15 protein-coding genes and 1 tRNA gene are annotated in these 16938 nt (G+C 60.0%); 12 read left to right on the top strand and 4 right to left on the bottom strand.

All coding sequences use genetic code 11. The annotated features are described in order from the left end of the window. Window positions 1–19 precede the first annotated feature (19 nt). Window positions 20–102 (bottom strand) — tRNA-Leu (locus tag HXO69_RS06950). Between the two features lie 358 nt (window positions 103–460). Between HXO69_RS06950 and ffh the strand changes: the two genes are divergently transcribed. The 8 genes from ffh (at window position 461) to HXO69_RS06910 (ending at window position 8709) form a co-directional block, all read left to right on the top strand. Then, window positions 461–2038 (top strand): signal recognition particle protein, encoded by a 1578-nt coding sequence (gene ffh / locus HXO69_RS06945; protein WP_005505683.1) that lies wholly within the window; start codon window positions 461–463, stop codon window positions 2036–2038. 115 nt (window positions 2039–2153) lie between these two features. Further along, window positions 2154–4949, top strand: a complete 2796-nt coding sequence (locus HXO69_RS06940; protein ID WP_296546149.1) for a hypothetical protein — start codon at window positions 2154–2156, stop codon at window positions 4947–4949. A 12-nt stretch (window positions 4950–4961) separates the two neighbouring features. Then, entirely contained in the window at window positions 4962–5450 is a 489-nt protein-coding gene (locus HXO69_RS06935; protein WP_070634725.1) for an NUDIX hydrolase, read from the top strand. Between the two features lie 275 nt (window positions 5451–5725). Beyond that, window positions 5726–6148 (top strand): 30S ribosomal protein S16, encoded by a 423-nt coding sequence (gene rpsP / locus HXO69_RS06930; protein ID WP_005505689.1) that lies wholly within the window; start codon window positions 5726–5728, stop codon window positions 6146–6148. Window positions 6149–6150: 2 nt separating this feature from the next. Beyond that, on the top strand, window positions 6151–6396 hold the full coding sequence (locus HXO69_RS06925) for an RNA-binding protein (RefSeq protein WP_005505691.1): 246 nt from the start codon (window positions 6151–6153) through the stop codon (window positions 6394–6396). 181 nt (window positions 6397–6577) lie between these two features. Then, entirely contained in the window at window positions 6578–7240 is a 663-nt protein-coding gene (gene rimM, locus HXO69_RS06920) for a ribosome maturation factor RimM (protein ID WP_005505693.1), read from the top strand. A 3-nt stretch (window positions 7241–7243) separates the two neighbouring features. Then, on the top strand, window positions 7244–8212 hold the full coding sequence (gene trmD, locus HXO69_RS06915) for a tRNA (guanosine(37)-N1)-methyltransferase TrmD (RefSeq protein ID WP_296546146.1): 969 nt from the start codon (window positions 7244–7246) through the stop codon (window positions 8210–8212). Between the two features lie 209 nt (window positions 8213–8421). Next, complete coding sequence (locus HXO69_RS06910; protein WP_070599844.1) at window positions 8422–8709, top strand: antibiotic biosynthesis monooxygenase; 288 nt, start codon at window positions 8422–8424, stop codon at window positions 8707–8709. A 697-nt stretch (window positions 8710–9406) separates the two neighbouring features. Here the strand turns inward: HXO69_RS06910 and HXO69_RS06905 are convergent. Further along, window positions 9407–9823: an MmcQ/YjbR family DNA-binding protein gene (locus HXO69_RS06905; protein ID WP_296546142.1), complete on the bottom strand. Its 417-nt coding sequence runs from the start codon at window positions 9821–9823 to the stop codon at window positions 9407–9409. 93 nt (window positions 9824–9916) lie between these two features. On the opposite strand from HXO69_RS06905, the gene ettA reads away from it, so the two are divergent. Continuing rightward, window positions 9917–11596: an energy-dependent translational throttle protein EttA gene (gene ettA / locus HXO69_RS06900; protein ID WP_296546140.1), complete on the top strand. Its 1680-nt coding sequence runs from the start codon at window positions 9917–9919 to the stop codon at window positions 11594–11596. A gap of 290 nt (window positions 11597–11886) precedes the next feature. Next, window positions 11887–12462, top strand: coding sequence for an HdeD family acid-resistance protein (locus HXO69_RS06895; RefSeq protein WP_096741135.1), 576 nt, complete (start codon window positions 11887–11889; stop codon window positions 12460–12462). 134 nt (window positions 12463–12596) lie between these two features. On the opposite strand, the gene HXO69_RS06890 is transcribed toward HXO69_RS06895, so the two are convergent. Next, window positions 12597–13505, bottom strand: coding sequence for an acyl-CoA thioesterase II (locus tag HXO69_RS06890; RefSeq protein ID WP_049342090.1), 909 nt, complete (start codon window positions 13503–13505; stop codon window positions 12597–12599). A gap of 218 nt (window positions 13506–13723) precedes the next feature. Here HXO69_RS06890 and HXO69_RS06885 point away from each other — a divergent pair, with 218 nt between their 5' ends. After that, on the top strand, window positions 13724–14587 hold the full coding sequence (locus HXO69_RS06885; protein ID WP_070642588.1) for a transcriptional regulator: 864 nt from the start codon (window positions 13724–13726) through the stop codon (window positions 14585–14587). Window positions 14588–14862: 275 nt separating this feature from the next. Further along, the gene (locus HXO69_RS06880; RefSeq protein WP_005508133.1) at window positions 14863–15468 is read left to right on the top strand and encodes a hypothetical protein; all 606 of its coding nucleotides are present in this window, start codon (window positions 14863–14865) and stop codon (window positions 15466–15468) included. Window positions 15469–15611: 143 nt separating this feature from the next. On the opposite strand, the gene HXO69_RS06875 is transcribed toward HXO69_RS06880, so the two are convergent. Then, window positions 15612–16769 carry an SGNH/GDSL hydrolase family protein gene (locus HXO69_RS06875; protein WP_296546136.1) on the bottom strand — a complete coding sequence of 386 codons (1158 nt, stop codon included), beginning with the start codon at window positions 16767–16769 and terminating at the stop codon, window positions 15612–15614. Between the last annotated feature and the right edge of the window lie 169 nt (window positions 16770–16938).

Here is a 16938-nt window from a genome sequence, read left to right as displayed (position 1 = left end):
TTCCCCGCCGCTTTTGCGTTGGTGCCCGAGGTGGGACTCGAACCCACACTCCGAAGAACCTGATTTTGAGTCAGGCGCGTCTGCCAATTCCGCCACTCGGGCGTATCACGCATTTGTGCGTAACACCTTTAGAATTCTAACCCAGGCTGTCTAGAAAATCTAATCTATCTGACGTGTTGAGCAGGCTGAGGCGGGGCGCGGAACATCTACTGAGGGTTTCTGTTGCGCCTCTATGAGGGGGTAAGTCTGGAACCTGCCGCGCATTTGCCGAGGGATGTAGGAAGGGTGCGGGAGGGGACGTTGAGTGTAAATCCTGAGCTCAGGGTGAACCGGTGCCACTTATCCACAGGTGGAGGCGGGGGAGAAAGCGCGCATCCTGTATCCTTAAAGACTGACTAACCATCCCCGTTCGCCTTCGCGGCTGGGGGCCACCTCAACGTTAAGAAAGTGATCACGGCTCGTGTTCAATTCTCTCTCCGACCGCTTGACGGCAACTTTTAAGAACCTGCGCGGCAAGGGCCGCCTCTCCGAGGCAGACATTGATGCAACCGTCCGCGAAATCCGCCGCGCCCTGCTCGACGCTGACGTCGCCGTCCCCGTGGTCCGCGAATTTACCGCCCACGTGAAGGAACGCGCTCTCGGTGCGGAAGTTTCCGAGGCGCTGAACCCCTCCCAGCAGATCGTCAAGATCGTGAACGAGGAGCTGGTGAGCATCCTCGGCGGTTCGACCCGCCGCATCAACATGGCGAAGAGCGGCCCGACCATCATCATGCTGGCGGGTCTGCAGGGTGCCGGTAAGACCACCCTGGCGGGCAAGCTGGCTCACTGGTTGAAGGGCCAGGGTCACACCCCGATGCTGATTGCATCCGACCTGCAGCGCCCCAACGCGGTGACCCAGCTGAAGGTTGTTGGTGAGCGTGCGGGCGTGCCCGTGTACGCGCCGCACCCCGGTGTGACCAGCGAGTTTGACGTACCCACCGGCGATCCCGTACAGGTGGCACGTGACGGTGTGGCTGAGGCTCGCGCTAAGCTGCACGACGTGGTGATTGTCGATACCGCGGGTCGTCTGGGTGTTGACGCTGAGCTCATGCAGCAGGCACGTAACATTCGTGACGCTATTGAGCCGCACGAAGTTCTGTTCGTCATCGATGCGATGATCGGTCAGGACGCCGTGAACACCGCTAACGCCTTCAACGAGGGTGTGGACTTCACCGGTGTGGTCCTGTCTAAGCTTGATGGTGACGCCCGCGGTGGTGCAGCGCTGTCGGTGGCTTCGGTGACCGGCAAGCCGATTATGTTCGCCTCCACCGGCGAGAACGTCACTGACTTTGAGCAGTTCCACCCGGACCGTATGGCAAGCCGCATCCTGGATATGGGTGACATCCTGACTCTGATTGAGCAGGCTGAAGCTCAGTGGGATAAGGCAGAAGCCGACCGCATGGCGAAGAAGTTCATCGATCAGGAAGACTTCACTTTTGAGGACTTCCTGGCTCAGATGCAGCAGATTCGTAAGCTCGGCTCCATGAAGAAGCTGCTCATGATGATGCCCGGTGCGGCTCAGATGCGTCAGCAGCTTGAGGCTTTTGACGAGCGCGAGATCGACCGCGTGGAGGCGATTGTTCGCTCCATGACCCCGCACGAGCGTGTGGCTCCGCGCATCATTAACGGTTCTCGCCGTGCCCGTATCGCTAAGGGTGCGGGTGTGACCGTGTCTGAGGTGAACCAGCTGATGGAGCGTTTCGCTCAGGCTCAGAAGATGATGAAGAAGCTCGCTTCGGGCAAGATGCCCGGCATGCCCGGTGGTATGCAGATGCCCGGTATGGCGGCTGCGGCCGGTGGCGCTCGTAAGAACGCGAAGAACAACAAGAAGAAGAAGGCTCGCTCCGGCAACCCGCAGAAGCGTGCGGCGCAGGAAGCGGCAGCAGCTAAGGCGCAGCAGGCTCGCGCCGGTGCTGCATTCGGTCAGCAGGCTCAGAACCAGGAGATGGATCTGTCCAGCATGAACCTGCCGAAGGGCTTCGAGAAGTTCCTGCAGTAAGAGCAAATATGAGCCCCGGTAAGGGGTGGTACGGGTGCGCACGTGGTGACGGGGCGCACCCGTACCGGTATGGTGCCCGGTTTGGGTGCATGAATGGTGTGAAGGGAAGGTATCAATGGCTCAGAACGAGCAGAATTGGGATCGAGAGAACGCGGATGATCAGCTGAATGAGCAGGTCACGCCGTGGTCTCAGCGCGCCTTCGCTGATGATGCTGTAGAGGGCCCTGTCGGTGAGTCTGCTGGAGAATCTGCAGGCGATTCTGCTGTTGAGCCTGTAGCTGAGGAGGGTTCGCTGGGCTTCTCTGATACTCCCGCAGAGATTCTTGAAGGCGACCTTTCGGGCGATCTTGAAGACGGTATCGCAGGCGACTTTGCGGACGGCTTCGACGATGATTCGAGCATCCTTCCCGGGTACACCCCCGTCTGGGCGCGTATCGCCCTCGAGTACGGGGAGCACTCCGCCGAACTGGCGGGCGACCTCGTCTACTCGAGCGAGAGCGACGATCCCGCGGTCGACGATGTTGCCGCAACCATCCTGAACCTCATTCGTGAAGCCCGCAGCATGCACGAGGAGGTCAAGGCGGAAGACCCCGATACGCAGCGCGCCTGGAACGACCGCACGAAGGTTGACCGCCTCGCCGCCGCCCTGGAGAGCGAAGAGTGGACCGTCGATAAGCTCACCGGCATGTGGGACGAGGCCCCCGCACCCGCCGGAACTGGCGAATCGGATAGCCCCGAATACCTGCGCGCCCAGGACGAGGAGCGCACCGCCGAGAAGCAGCGCAATGAGCGCATCGAGCAGACCATGGAGCTGGAAGAGAAGATTCAGCGCCGCCGCATCATGGCTCGTTCCACCACCGATGAGGAGCTGATTGCCGCCCTTATTGAGGCGACCGCCGCCTCCCCGGAGCTGATTGCTTACGAGATGGGTGAGCATCAGGTGCAGCTCTACGTGCTGTGCGCCGTGGATGATGAGGGCTATATGAACGTGCTGGAGGTTGCTGACGGCCACTTGCACGTGGGTACCCCCGTTGAGGATTATGTGGCGCAGCTGGTGGATCAGCTACCGGTTACCGGTGCCGCCCTGGAGGGTGAGGCGACCGTGTGGGAGGAGCTGCCCGGTGGGCAGGGTGAGCTGGAGTTCCTGGTGGACGGCGACGCCGCCATGCTCGTCGACCTGCCCATTGACATGATTACCGGGCTTCTTTTGGCGTACCTCCCTGCCGGTACTCGGCAGGTTGTTGCCGCACCGGCGGGGGAGTGGACCCTCATTTCTGCCGACCCGGTGGATCTGATGGCACTGCTGGGCCTGCTGAACTGCAACGCCCTGATTGCTGAGGGCAACGCGAACCAGCAGCACCTGGTGGTCTATGAGGAGCCCGCCCGCGACCCATACTCGGATGAGGAGTGGTACCTGGAGGCGTTCGGTGAACCCTACGAGAACATCGTGGAGGAGTTCACCTGGCAGCGTGTGCCTAAGCGCCTGAACCGTGCCCTCAGCCGTGAGGAAGTCGCACGTTTTGGCGGCATGTTGGAGGACCTGCTCTCGGAGCTTCCCGGTAGCGCCCCGGAGCTGTCGGGTTCGAAGATTTTCGGTTCCGATGAGGAAGAAATCGAGCAGGGCATCGCTAATGTCATGGCGATGTTTGGTGTGGAGGCTGACTCCATTACCGGCCGCCGCCTGAATGCGTACCTGCGCGATACGAGCAATACCCTGGCGTTGGAGTCGGTGCTGCAGCTGCTGGACGTTCCCACGGAGCTGGCGCTGGTTCCGACCACCGGTTTTGATGTGGCGTCGATTAGCACGGCGCGCATCTTCGGCAACGAGGATGAGGGATTCGCGCAGCCTGCGGCTGAACCTGCTGACGAGGCGCAGACTTCTGAAGCCCTGGACGTTACCTTCCCGCTGGATGACTCCGCTGCCGAGGCTACTTTCTCCGAGAGCACCCCCGTAGAGGACGATTCCTTCGAGGATGACGAGGAGATTGAACCCTACCCGGGCAACTTCCCCTCGCCCATGGAGCGTAGCTACCGACTGGTTGCGACCGGCCGCCGCGTGACCCTCGCCGAGTGGATGGACGCTCTCAACAACGCGCACATCCCCTACGAGTACACGCACATGGGTTCGCCGGAGGGTTCTGCGCCGGATTCCTTCGTGGAGACCGAAGAGGGCTACCTGTCTCTTGACAGCGCCCTGCACGAGGCTGACTCTTCGCCTACCGAGGAGCAGGCATCGCACGAGGCAAAGGTAAGCCAGCAGGCTCCCGAGCCTTCTGCCGCGCTCGCACCTCAGAACGAAGCCGCCCCGAGCGTTGAGACCGTGCCCGATGCTTCCTCAAGCTCTGCAGATCAGAGTCCTGCACCCCAGGCCCCCGCACCGCAGAGCACCTCCGCTCAGGGCTCTTCCGCTCAGAGTCCCGCGCCTCGTTCGCGCCGCAAGCGCCTGACCCCGGAGCAGATTCGTGCGAAGACCCGCCGTGTGGGTCTTGTCCTGGGTGCGGATGTGACGGCTCAGAGCGCTATCGCTCTGACCTTGGCGAATGTGGCGCGCCGCCGCCGTGCTCAGGGTAAGGCGAGCCGTAAGTTCTCGGTGGCGGCAGCACTCTTCGCCCTGAACGCTACGGTTGAGTCGGCTCTGATTCCGACGGTTCTGCGTTCATTTGAGCAGACGCAGATGAAGAAGCATGCCCGCCCGGTGGCGGATGCTGAGTTGGTGCATCCGGGTGACACCGCAGGGGAGCAGCCCTCGACCAAGAAGCGCACTCTGATTGATGATTTGCGTGAGGGCCACTACCGCACGGTGGAGGATGCCGCCCCGTCCACGGAGCAGGCACCCTCTGGACTGCGTGAGCGTGCCCTGGGTATAGTGCGTAGCATCAGGCAGCGCGCTGCGAAGAAAACCGACCGCTAAAGGAAAGAAGCCATGAAGGATTCCTATCTGAGCGATGAAGAGCTGAAGGCTTTTATCGCCACCTTGCCCACGCGCCGTTTGGCGGCGGGCGCGCTGATTCGTAATGAGCGCGGTGAGATGCTGCTGGTGAAGCCGAACTATAAGGACGGCTGGATTCTTCCCGGCGGCACCGTGGAGGCTGGCGAGGCGCCCAAGCCCGGTTGTGAGCGTGAGATTGTGGAGGAGCTGGGCCTGGATGTGAAGCTGGGTCGTGTGTTGCTGATTTTCCACGGCCTGGCGTTGGGTGTGTGGGGCGATTCGACCTACTACATGTATGACGGCGGCGTGATTGCGGCGGATACGAAGATTACCCTGCAGGATGCTGAGCTGGTGACCTATGAGTGGGTTGCTCCGGAGAACCTGGAGGGCTACGTGCGTCCGTCGATGGTGGAGCGTCTGCGTGAGTGCTACCGCGCCCTGGAGACGGGGGAGACTCTGGAGATGAGCAACCTCGACTCCTAACAACCTCGACTAGCGGCGGCTGCAGGGCGGTTGCGCAGGGGGGGGCTACCGGGCACAGAACGCTGTTTAAAAGTGATGTTCGGTGCCTGCGGCAATTATTTTTCCGTGTCGCTAGCTTAAAATCTTGGGCTCTGATACCCTAGCTGAGTACCCGGCGACGCGCGACCCCTCTCTTCGCGCGCCGTTGTGTCCATAGAGGCGCCGTGAATGGCCCGCCCCACGGGTGCTGAACCGTGTGCCTCGCACCAAATTATGAAACAGGAGTAACCACTAAAGTGGCTGTTAAGATTCGTCTCAAGCGTATGGGTAAGATCCGCGATCCTCGTTACCGCGTCGTGATCGCTGATTCGCGCGTCAAGCGCGACGGTAAGACTATCGAAGAGATCGGTATTTACCACCCGACCGAGCACCCCTCGCGTATCGAGATCAACTCTGAGCGTGCTCAGTACTGGCTCTCCGTCGGCGCACAGCCGACCGAGCAGGTTCTGGCTCTGCTGAAGCTCTCGGGCGACTGGGCTGCATTCAAGGGCGAGAAGGCAGAGTCCAAGGTTCTGCCCGTCGAGGCTAAGGCTGAGTTCGTTGTTCCCGAAAAGGGTTCCGTGATCCTGCCCGAGGCTATCACCCCCAAGGCTGAGAAGGCTGAAGAGGCTGCTGAGGAAGCAGCACCCGAGGCTGAGGCTGAGGAAGCAGCTGAGTAATTATGTTGGCTGACGCACTCGAACACCTGGTTCGAGGGATTGTCGATCGTCCGGAGGACGTGAAGGTGCGCCTGCGCACTCAGCGTCACCGTGAAACCCTTGAGGTTCGCGTGCATCCGGATGACCTGGGCCGAGTTATCGGCAGGTCTGGTCGTACCGCCAAGAGCATCCGTCTGGTGATGGACGCTATTTCTGATGGCGAGCCGATGCGTATCGACATTATCGACACCGACAAAAAGCGACGCTAGCTCGTAAACGCTTGAAGCCCCCGCTCCCGGAATTTTTCCGGAAGGCGGGGGCTTTCGCGTACCCGGGTCCCGGTGATAGTGCGTGCGGCAGAATGCGCCCGTCCTAAGTGCCCGGTAGAATAGTGGGAGCCGTGCACGTGCACGGCGTAGGTTTTTAGCTTGTATCCAGCGGAGGAAAATTATGCAGGTTGTGGTGGCTCGTATCGGTAAGCCTCACGGTATTCGTGGTGAGGTGACGGTTCAGCTCTTTACTGATGCCCCGCAGGAGCGTTTTGCCCGCGGTGAGGTACTCGGCATCGAGAATTTCAAGCCCGGCTCTGCTGCCGCTTCGGTGGCGCCTACCGGTGAGCTGACGGTTGCCGGTGCCCGCTGGAATAAGAAGATTCTGGTGGTCCGTTTTGATGAGGTGACCACCCGCAACCAGGCTGAGGAGCTGCGCGGCAGCCGCCTGGTCTACGAGGTTCCCGAGGATGAGGGCGATGAAGAGGGCTTCTACGAGCAGGAGCTGGTGAACCTGCCCGTGTACCTGCTGGCGGACGTTCCCGAGGGTGAGAGCCCCGTGGATAACCCGGCTGTGGGTAAGCCGCTGGGTAAGGTGACCGGTCTGCAGACCATGCCGGTTCAGGATTTGCTGCTGATTAAGCTGGCTCGTTCGCCGCGTCTTGCCTCCGGCGCGGGTGAAGAGATCATGATTCCTTTTGTTGAGGAGATTGTGCCCGAGGTGGTTCCCTCGACCGAGGATGAGCCCGGCTTTGTGCTACTGACCCCTCCGGCGGGTTTGATTGACCTGGTCGAGGACGCTGAGCAGGATTCTGCGCAGGCGACCGAGCAGGCGGGGGAGTAGTCCGTGCGCTACGATGTGGTCACGATTTTCCCCGAGTACCTGGAGCCGCTGAAGCTGTCCCTGCTGGGCAAGGCTCGTGAGAAGGGTCTGGTGGATCTGCACCTGCACGATCTGCGTGAGTACACGTTTGACCGTCACCGCACGGTGGATGACACCCCGTACGGTGGTGGCGCGGGCATGGTGATGAAGGCGGAGCCGTGGGGTTTGGCGCTGGATGAGGTGCTTGCCGCCTCCCCGCTGAACGCTTCCGAAGATTCTACTGAGGGTGCCGAGTCTGAGGGCACCGAGCCCACTGCCGAACCCGCCGCTGATACCCGTCCGCTGCTGATTGTCCCGTCCCCGGCGGGTGCCGTTTTCGATCAGGCGATGGCGTACGAGCTGGCGGAGGAGAAGCATATTGTCTTCGCTCCGGCACGCTACGAGGGCATTGATGAGCGTGTGCTGGACTGGGCGCAGGAGAGCTTCCGCGTGATGCCCGTGTCCCTGGGCGATTACGTGCTATACGGTGGTGAGGTTGCGGTCATGGCGATGATTGAGGCTATCACCCGCCTGATTCCGGGCGCGATGGGTAACCCCGCCTCCCTGGAGGAGGAGTCGCATACGGGTGGTCTGCTGGAGTATCCGGTGTACACGAAGCCCGCCGTGTGGCGTGACCGTGAGGTGCCGGAGGTGCTGCTGTCGGGTAATCACGGTGCGATTGCGCGTTGGCGTCGTGACCGTCAGATTGAGCGTACCCTGGAGCGCCGCCCGGACCTGTTGGAGGCGTACCCGGTGGAGCAGTGGGATAAGAAGGATCGCCGCTTCTTGGCTGAGCGCGGGGTGCATTTTGCGAACCCGGCGAAGGCGGCTCAGAAGAAGGCGAAGAAGAACCCCGCACCGCAGGCTGATAGCGAGGCTCAGGCGGCACAGCCTGATACTGCACAGTCTAATACCGTGCAGCCTAATACCGTGCAGACCCAGCCGGAATCCTAAGCTTCGAACGGGTGCCTGTGGGTGCCTCGTGATTCTCTGAATGGGGGTTGGCGTCATATAACTGTTAGTTGGCGCTAACCCCTATTTTTTGTGCCCGCGACCCGTTATTCTGAGGTTAACCTCGCTAAGAACATAGCTCACCTATAGCTGGTGCGAGGTTATAACCCGCTTTCATCGTTGAAAGCACGTACTCAACAGAAGGAGGACACATGTCCGTTGTTAAGGTTCACCGTTTGGCTGTCGTTGGCGACAACCGTGCTGAGCTGGAGAAGCGCTTCGCCGCTGCCCGCCACATCGCTGACTCTTTCCCCGGCTTTGAGGGTTTTGAGCTGTGGCGCCCCCTGGATGAGGGCGGCGACTATTTCGTGGTGACCCGCTGGGTTGATGAGGCAAGCCACGATGCGTACGCGGCGGCTCGTCGTGAACGTGACCCGAATACTGTTGTTTCTCACGCTGATGGCACCATGAGCTTCGAGAAGGTGGAATTCGACGACTAACATCTGTGTTTGTCTGCGTCTGACCGGATTTACGGTTGAAGCCCATGTGAGATGAAGAATTTATCTCATATAGTGAGGGGTCGCGCTGACTTTTCTGAATATTGCTTTAAGTGGGTATTAGCCCATGTGGAGGCGATATAAGGGAGGGTCGGCGCGGCCCCTCCTTGATTTTTCGGGGCATAAAATCTGCAGGTATTTCGTGGTGGTTGGATATGTGGGTTCGGTGCTATAAAACACCTGAATTATGGTCAATAAATGCCCCTGAAATCCTTCAATCCGAAAGTGACACTTTAATGCAAAAAGGTTATTATTATTCCCGAGAGCACACTTCGTCCGTGCCGGTAGTTCGGGCGAGGACAGCGATCCCCTCTCGGCTACATCGCATGAGACAGCCGAGTCACTCAAGGGAATATTCAGCGCACCCGTGTGAGTACCTCCTCTGCATAGGAAGGTCTGGCAGGGGAGCCGACTCAACTATCACGTATTCACACAAGTGGTGCATGGTACTGGACCCCGCAATATATGGGATGGGAGCTTGGTGGTTCGAGCGTTCATCGTGGTTGATGACCCTCCCAGCCGCGGATAGAAAAGTGCTTTGCTTAGCGGGTGAGCAACTCGGTGGTCCGGACCGAAGCTCACCCGCTCCGCTATTTAATGCGAAAATTCTGGCGGACTATTCCCGCCTGGTTGTTTTAGCCTAGTGCTTTTCGGGTACCGGGCGCTCACGGAACTCGATGGGTCGCTTCGACTTCGGCAGCGAGTACATAACGCGCAGGTACGCATCCTCGACCAGCTCCTCCAGCACCCGCTCGGTGACACCCTCGCCGGCTCCCACAGAGATCCAGTGCCGCTTATTCATGTGCCATGCCGGGATGATGCTCGGGTAGATGCGCCGCAGCACCTCCGACTCTTCCGGATCGGTTTTGAGGTTCACGATGGGGCAGCCGATGCCCTCCGTGTACATGGCGAACATCTTGTCGCCGATGCGGTACACCGTGTGCTCGGGCCCGAACGGCTGGTCGGAGGTTGCCAGCGGCATGGCGAGCGCGAGGCGGTGCAGGGTATGCTCCAGGTCCTCGGGTCGCAGAACTTTGGGGGAGGGGGTTGTGCTCATAGCTTCGAGTCTAGTGCCCCGCACGGTACCCCGCCTAGCACGCAACCAAAAACTCTCGTACTGCCCGGCAAATCCACGCTAAAATAGGTAACTATGGCTGAATTTATTTATCAGATGATCAAGGCCCGCAAGACTGTGGGCGACAAGGTCATCCTTAACGACGTGACGATGTCGTTCTTCCCCGGCGCCAAGATCGGTATGGTTGGTCCGAACGGTGCGGGTAAGTCGACCATCCTGAAGATTATGGCTGGCCTCGACCAGCCCTCCAACGGTGAGGCGCGCCTGACCCCCGGTTACACCGTGGGTATCCTCATGCAGGAGCCGCCGCTGAACGAAGAGAAGACCGTTCTGGGCAACGTTGAGGAAGGCGTGGGCGAGATTAAGTCCAAGCTGGACCGCTTCAACGAAATCTCCGCCCTGATGGCTGAGCCGGACGCTGACTTCGACGCCCTCATGGAGGAAATGGGTCAGCTGCAGGAAGCTATCGACGCCGCTAACGCATGGGACCTGGACTCCCAGCTGGAGCAGGCAATGGAGGCGCTGCGCTGCCCGCCCGCTGACATGCCCGTTACCCACCTCTCCGGTGGTGAGCGCCGCCGCGTGGCACTGTGCAAGCTGCTGCTGCAGAAGCCTGACCTGCTGCTGCTCGACGAGCCCACCAACCACCTGGACGCAGAGTCCGTGCTCTGGCTGGAGCAGCACCTGCAGTCCTACGAGGGTGCCGTCATCGCGATTACCCACGACCGTTACTTCCTCGACCACGTGGCAGAATGGATCGCTGAGGTTGACCGCGGTAACCTGTACCCCTACGAGGGTAACTACTCCACCTACCTGGAGAAGAAGCGCTCCCGCCTTGAGGTTCAGGGCAAGAAGGATGCTAAGCTCGCTAAGCGCCTGAGCGAGGAACTGGACTGGGTCCGCTCCAACGCTAAGGGCCGCCAGGCTAAGTCGAAGGCTCGTCTGGCACGCTACGAGGAGATGGCTGCGGAGGCTGAGAAGACCCGCAAGCTCGACTTTGAAGAGATTCAGATTCCTCCGGGACCCCGCCTGGGTAACGTGGTTATTGAGGCTGAGAACCTGCAGAAGGGCTTCGACGGTCGTTCCCTGATTAACGGTCTGTCCTTCTCCCTGCCCCGTAACGGCATTGTGGGTGTGATTGGTCCTAACGGTGTGGGTAAGTCTACCCTGTTCAAGACCATCGTTGGCCTGGAGCCCCTGGACGGCGGCTCCCTGAAGGTCGGCGAGACCGTCAAGATTTCGTATGTTGACCAGAACCGCGCGAACATCGACCCGGAGAAGAGCCTCTGGGAGGTCGTCTCTGACGGTCTGGACTACATCCAGGTCGGCAACGTTGAAATGCCTTCGCGTGCGTACGTTTCCGCGTTCGGCTTTAAGGGCCCGGACCAGCAGAAGAAGGCGGGTGTGCTCTCCGGTGGTGAGCGTAACCGTCTGAACCTGGCGCTGACCCTCAAGCAGGGCGGTAACCTGCTGCTGCTCGATGAGCCCACTAACGACCTGGACGTTGAGACCCTTGCATCCCTGGAAAATGCGTTGCTGGAATTCCCCGGCTGTGCAGTGGTCGTATCCCACGACCGTTGGTTCCTGGACCGCGTGGCAACCCACATCCTGGCGTGGGAGGGCACCGATGAGAACCCGGATCAGTGGTACTGGTTCGAGGGTAACTTCGAGTCCTACGAGAAGAACAAGATTGAGCGCCTCGGCCCTGAGGCTGCTAAGCCGCACCGCGTGGTGCACCGCAAGCTGACCCGATAGGGTTTAGTTCGGTAGCGAGCCCCGCCTCCTGCGCTGTTGAAGCGTGGGGAGGCGGGGCTTTGCTGTGCCCGCTAGATGCCATATGCGCTGGATGCCGTACGCGCTGTGTGTACTGGATGCTGCGCGCGTTGGCTGCTGTATGTGCTGGCGAGGGGAGGGTCGCGTGTTCGTCGGTAGAAATAGTTCGCTCAGTGGCGACCGATATATCGTGGCGGATTTCATATTCACGGTTTATAATGGGTATGCACGTAAGTGCAACTGACACATGTGATTACGAAGAGAAGAGCATTATGCTTTCAAAATATAACTGGATGTCCTTGGTTACCGGTCTGTTGCTGATTGCAGCGGCAATCTACATGTTCGCCAATCCCGCTATTCCGCTGGTAGTTCTGGGTTATGTGTTCTCCATTTCGGTGTGGCTTGGTGGCGTGTTTGAACTGGTGCGTTACTTCGGCACGCCAAAGCAGGCACGTACCGGCTGGGACCTGGTTGACGGCATCTTGACCGTGGTGGCTGGCCTGATTCTGCTGACTGCCTCGGTGGGTGCACAGGCAACCTTCATCCCGACCATTGTGGGTACGTGGATGATTATGTGGGCGCTGATTCGTCTGATGACTGCCCAGGCCATGAAATACCTGAGCTACGCCGCCGGACGCCACCTGCAGCTCTCTGCTATTGGTACCCTTATTCTGGGCTTGCTCGTGGTGCTGTTCCCGATAATCTACGGCGTGGCGGCAGTATGGATGGCAGCACTGGGTCTTCTGGTGACCGGTCTGGTATTCGTGGGTGACTTCTTTGTTTCCCGCCGCACCAAGAGCACCGTGCACATTTCCCCGGACGGTGTGATTGACGGCGAAGCTAAATAAGAGCTTCCAAACGGCTTCTAGACCGTACACTAGAACATAAGAAAGACCGTGTGAGACAACCACCTCACACGGTCTTTCTGTATGCTCTGCCAGGTTCGCCTGACGCCTTCCGGTAGTCCTAGCGGTGCTCTGCTTTATCGATATTCCGGCAGGCGGAACATCATTTCCTGCGCCACGGTCGCCACCAGCTCACCGGAACGATTGAAAATCGAACCCTGCGCGAGCATCCTGCCGCCCTGCGCGCTCGGGGAATCCAGCACGTACAGCAGCCACTCGTCGGCGCGCGCCGGGCGGTGGAACCACATCGCGTGATCCAGCGAGGCGCTCTTGAGGCCCGGTTCCAGCCAGAACTTGCCGTGACGACGCAGAGCAGGCTCCAGCGGCAGGTAATCCGAAGCGTAGGCGATAGCGGCGCGGTGCTCCGCCTCCGACGCCTCAGAACCATCAGCATGCACCAGGCGGTCAAAGGTCTTGAACCACACGCAGGCACGCGGCTGTGTCGAGGAGGCATCCGGCTGAGTGTACAGGGGCGCATCCACGTGGCGCATATCAATCGGACGTTCCCACGCTACCGCCTGTGCAATGGGGTGGGGGAGCTGGCCCAGATAATCGCTGACCTTCGGAAGGGACTCGGGGTCCGGAACCTCCGGCATGGTGACCGCGGTGTGCTCCGGGCCGCGGCTATCCGCCTGGAAAGACATAATTGCAGAGAACATGGGCGCCTCATCCTGGAACACCTGCACGCGGCGGGTCGAGAAGGAACGGCTATCGTTCAGGCGCTGAGTGGCGAAGAACAGTTCACGCTCAATATCGCCGGGACGCAGAAAATAGGCGTGAATCGAGTGGATGTCCTTGCCCTCCACCGTGCGGTCGGCGGCAATAATCGACTGGGCAAGAACCTGACCACCGAAAGTACGCGGCTGCTCGCGGGTGAGCGTCACGCCGGTAGACACTTCATCACTACCGAAGGAGGCGGGCGCCGCCTCCACGGGGGAGAGGTCCAGCATCCGCATGAGGTTTTGGGTCACAGTGGGCTTGGTCATGGTTTTATTCTCGCACGTTTTCAATGAGCCGGTTTCTGGCGTAGAGTGGGAGAGCATACTCTGAGACAACCACGACAGGTTGATTCGGAACATTGACTAGGAACAACGGCCCGGATTATCGATCTGGATGAACAATCCGGAACGTTCCCCTAACACACCATCGCATATATCACCCACCAACTTGCCACCGAGCAGGCCAACGCCGAAAAGGAGCAGAAATGACTACGCCGTCTGAAACCACCCCTGACAATACCCCCGTGCAGGAGAACGCTCCCGAACAGAACAGCGCACCGAACGCGGCAGCACCTATTGAGCTCAAGTACAACCCCCACGAAGGCGTGGAGGAGCCCTACCTGATCCTGCCCGGCGGCGCGCAGGGTGCCGCAGTGGTCAAGGACCTTGCCACCTACATTTCTCGCGCCCTGGCGGTGAACCCGGACGCCGCTATCCGCCTGACCGCGCGCGGCCGCGTGGTGGCGGTATTCGCCTGCTCCCTGGAGCCGCAGGATGCCTCTTCGGACACCCCGGTCATCATGGGTCTGCGTGCCCTGCACCTGCTGGCTGACTCCACCCTGGACATGACCGTACAGGCGCAGGCGCTGCTGGACCGTCTGGCGCGTCTGCAGAAGCAGGCAGAAGAACAGGGCAACGAAGAGAACTCGCAGCTGGTGCTGTTCATGCCGCCGGTGACCGTCAACGCTAGCTGGGCTGGCAAGTCAGCCCCGCTCAGCGGCTGGTACGAGGTTGGTACCGTCCCGATTGAAGAGTTCCACCGCGCCACCGCAGAAGGTCTGGAGGCGGTAGAACGCGCCCTGCCCGAGAACCCCGGCGCTGCTGTGCTTTCCACGGTGCGCTCGCGTATTTGGTCCTCCGACATGGTGCTCGAGTACCTACCCGAGTTCGATACCGTGCTAGTACCGACCGGCGCGGCATTCGCCCTGCGCGTGTTCGGTTTCATCCCGGAAGGCTTCACGGGCGATCTGCCGCTGTTCGCTGCGCACGTAGGTTCGGAGGAGTGGCTGCGCATTGTGGCGCCCGCCGGTATGGTGCTGGTGCGCCGCGGTTCCGGTTCGCTGCTCTAACTTTCCTCGAGACATTTCTAGACTTTTTACGCTGGTGGTGTGGGCTCTTAGCCTGCGCCACCAGCGGTTTTTCTAGGGGCAATGAAATAAAGATGACGAGCTTAATATGACGCTCGATGAGGCATTACTTTACAAAAATAGGGTATTCTAGAAAAACTACGCCCTTTCACCGGGGCGTCTTTGACACACCGATTACCAGCCACACCGCACGGGAACTCTTCCGCCGCGCCCTCACCAGGCGCATTCTTCCCGTACGGATCGAAAGTGAGACCTATATGGATCTGATTGCAGTCGACATTGACGGTACCCTTGCCAGCAACCGAGATCAGATGGACAAGTACCTGACCGGTTTCTTCGCAAGCAACCGCCGATTCTTCAAGGCCATCCGCAACGCCACGGTCAATGTTGAAATTGCCGACCGTGTTCGCGAAATCGCGGCAGACACCGGCGCAGAGGTCGTAGTAATTACCGGCCGCGATGGCACCTACATGAAGGAATTGAACCAGTTCATCGCCCGCGCAGGTCTGGAACCCAAGCACGTGTTCGCTAAGCCCGGCAACGACGGCTCCAACAGCCCCGCATGGAAGGACTCCGTCATTGAGTCCCTGATTGCTGACGGCAACCGCATTATCCACGCTTTTGAAGACACCGACCACGAGGTGTACCTGCGCCGCGGCATTCCCGTCACCTGGGTCGCCCCGATTCGCGACTACATTGGCGAATGGCACTACGAGTCGATTGACATTGACCCGGTCGCCTGGGCTGCCGAGCAGCGTGAGAAGGAAGCCGCTCGTGAGCGTCAGAAGCGTCGCCTTGCGGAGGGCGTGCTCGCACACCAGAAGGCCGAGGCGAAGGAACGCCAGGCAAACGTCGCGGCATAAAACCCGCACACTAACTTGAGAGCTGCGGTGGGTAACCCACTCAAACGAATGAGGCGCCGGAAGGATTCAATCCTTACGGCGCCTCATTCTAATGCTATATGCGTTGATCGAAGCTGATGTACTCGGCTGATTACACAGTTAGTTTACGCGGTGCCGAGCAGTTCACGCAGACGAGTCGCAAAGGGGCCCGCCAGCTTATGGTGCGCCTTCTCCTTCAGATGCACGCCATCAGCCATGTCACCCTCAGCCAGGTAGAGGCTCTGCCAGCCCGAGGTGTCCATGAACAGCACGCCGGTCTCGCGGGCACCCTGCCTTGCCACCTCGTTTGCCACGTGACGCTTATGCGCCACCTGCTTATCCGGTGCAGACGCCTCATCCATAGACACCACACCACCGAACACAATCTTCGACGACGGGTACATACGTCGCAGCTGCTCAATGACCTGAGTCTGGTGAGCGTTCACGTGCTCGCGAGCCTTCGTCTCATCCTCGTGAATGTAAATGTCGTTACCGGAGGCATCCAGGTAAATGATGCCGGGGTTACCACTCGGCAGAGCCCAACGGCCGCCCATCACACCCTGATAGTAGGAGGGGCACACACCCTCGCGGGCGGTCACAAAACCCACGCCGCCGCAACGGAACAGGTACGGTACAAAACCTGCCTGCTTCAAGCCCAAACCAACCCAGGAGGTTGAGGTCACCTGCGAGTCACCAATCACCAGGGCGTCCTTGGCTCCCAGAACGTTGGTGTTGCGCGGCAGGCTGTTCGCCGTATCCCAGTAGAGTTCAGCCTTCTCGAACTTGGTGTACAGAACGCCGTTCTCGGAACGCCAGCTCACCGGCAGACCCTCCCAGCCAGCAAAGTCACTGTACTCGCGCTGCTTCCACCAGTGCGTGTAGACGCCGGTTTCCACCGCGACCGGGCCGTACTTGGGGGTGTACATGACCACGCCGCCCTTGAACTGCTGAACCAGCATGTCGGCGGCATCAGCGGAGGTGGAGAACGGCGCCTGAATCTCACCGGTTGCCTGCGCGCCTTCCTTGCCGAAGGCGTTCTGCGCGGTGCGTTCAATCTTCTGCGCCTGGGTAGTCGGTTCCGGAGTCTGCTCGGGGGAGGGGGACTCGCTGGGGCTTTCCTGCGCCGACTGGGTAGGCTCGGCGCTCGCGGCAGCGGTAGCGGCAGTGGCACCGGGCGCGTTGAAGCCTCCTGCGGAGTACACGCCAAAGGAACCGACGGCAACCACAGCAACGATTGCGCCGGTCAAAGAAGCTTTCGCGATAGGAGACTTGATAGAAGGCATGCACAACAGTATACGATAGGCGCAACCCCAAGTAGAGAGCTTTTGAGGGATATTCAAATGAAAATGACGAAAAATATGCACCGCAGTGACAATATTTTGAACTTGGGGTGTAACTCGGCGTGAAAACCGCTGCGCAAACCGGTACGCGACTTGGGGCGCAACCCAAAAT

Source organism: Rothia sp. (in: high G+C Gram-positive bacteria) (genome assembly GCF_015265375.1).
Taxonomy (GTDB): Bacteria; Actinomycetota; Actinomycetes; order Actinomycetales; family Micrococcaceae; genus Rothia.
The sequence above is the reverse complement of the archived record's forward strand: the minus strand, read 5'-3'. Positions and strand labels throughout refer to the sequence as shown.

Excerpts from the sequence above, each read along its gene's own strand:
- HXO69_RS06935 (WP_070634725.1), top strand. The coding sequence starts at position 4,962 with ATGAAGGATTCCTATCTGAGCGATGAAGAGCTGAAGGCTTTTATCGCC.
- ettA (WP_296546140.1), top strand. The coding sequence starts at position 9,917 with ATGGCTGAATTTATTTATCAGATGATCAAGGCCCGCAAGACTGTGGGC.
- HXO69_RS06880 (WP_005508133.1), top strand. The coding sequence starts at position 14,863 with ATGGATCTGATTGCAGTCGACATTGACGGTACCCTTGCCAGCAACCGA.
- HXO69_RS06905 (WP_296546142.1), bottom strand. The coding sequence starts at position 9,823 with ATGAGCACAACCCCCTCCCCCAAAGTTCTGCGACCCGAGGACCTGGAG.
- rimM (WP_005505693.1), top strand. The coding sequence starts at position 6,578 with ATGCAGGTTGTGGTGGCTCGTATCGGTAAGCCTCACGGTATTCGTGGT.
- HXO69_RS06890 (WP_049342090.1), bottom strand. The coding sequence starts at position 13,505 with ATGACCAAGCCCACTGTGACCCAAAACCTCATGCGGATGCTGGACCTC.
- HXO69_RS06910 (WP_070599844.1), top strand. The coding sequence starts at position 8,422 with ATGTCCGTTGTTAAGGTTCACCGTTTGGCTGTCGTTGGCGACAACCGT.
- HXO69_RS06875 (WP_296546136.1), bottom strand. The coding sequence starts at position 16,769 with ATGCCTTCTATCAAGTCTCCTATCGCGAAAGCTTCTTTGACCGGCGCA.
- HXO69_RS06895 (WP_096741135.1), top strand. The coding sequence starts at position 11,887 with ATGCTTTCAAAATATAACTGGATGTCCTTGGTTACCGGTCTGTTGCTG.
- HXO69_RS06940 (WP_296546149.1), top strand. The coding sequence starts at position 2,154 with ATGGCTCAGAACGAGCAGAATTGGGATCGAGAGAACGCGGATGATCAG.
- HXO69_RS06925 (WP_005505691.1), top strand. The coding sequence starts at position 6,151 with ATGTTGGCTGACGCACTCGAACACCTGGTTCGAGGGATTGTCGATCGT.
- HXO69_RS06885 (WP_070642588.1), top strand. The coding sequence starts at position 13,724 with ATGACTACGCCGTCTGAAACCACCCCTGACAATACCCCCGTGCAGGAG.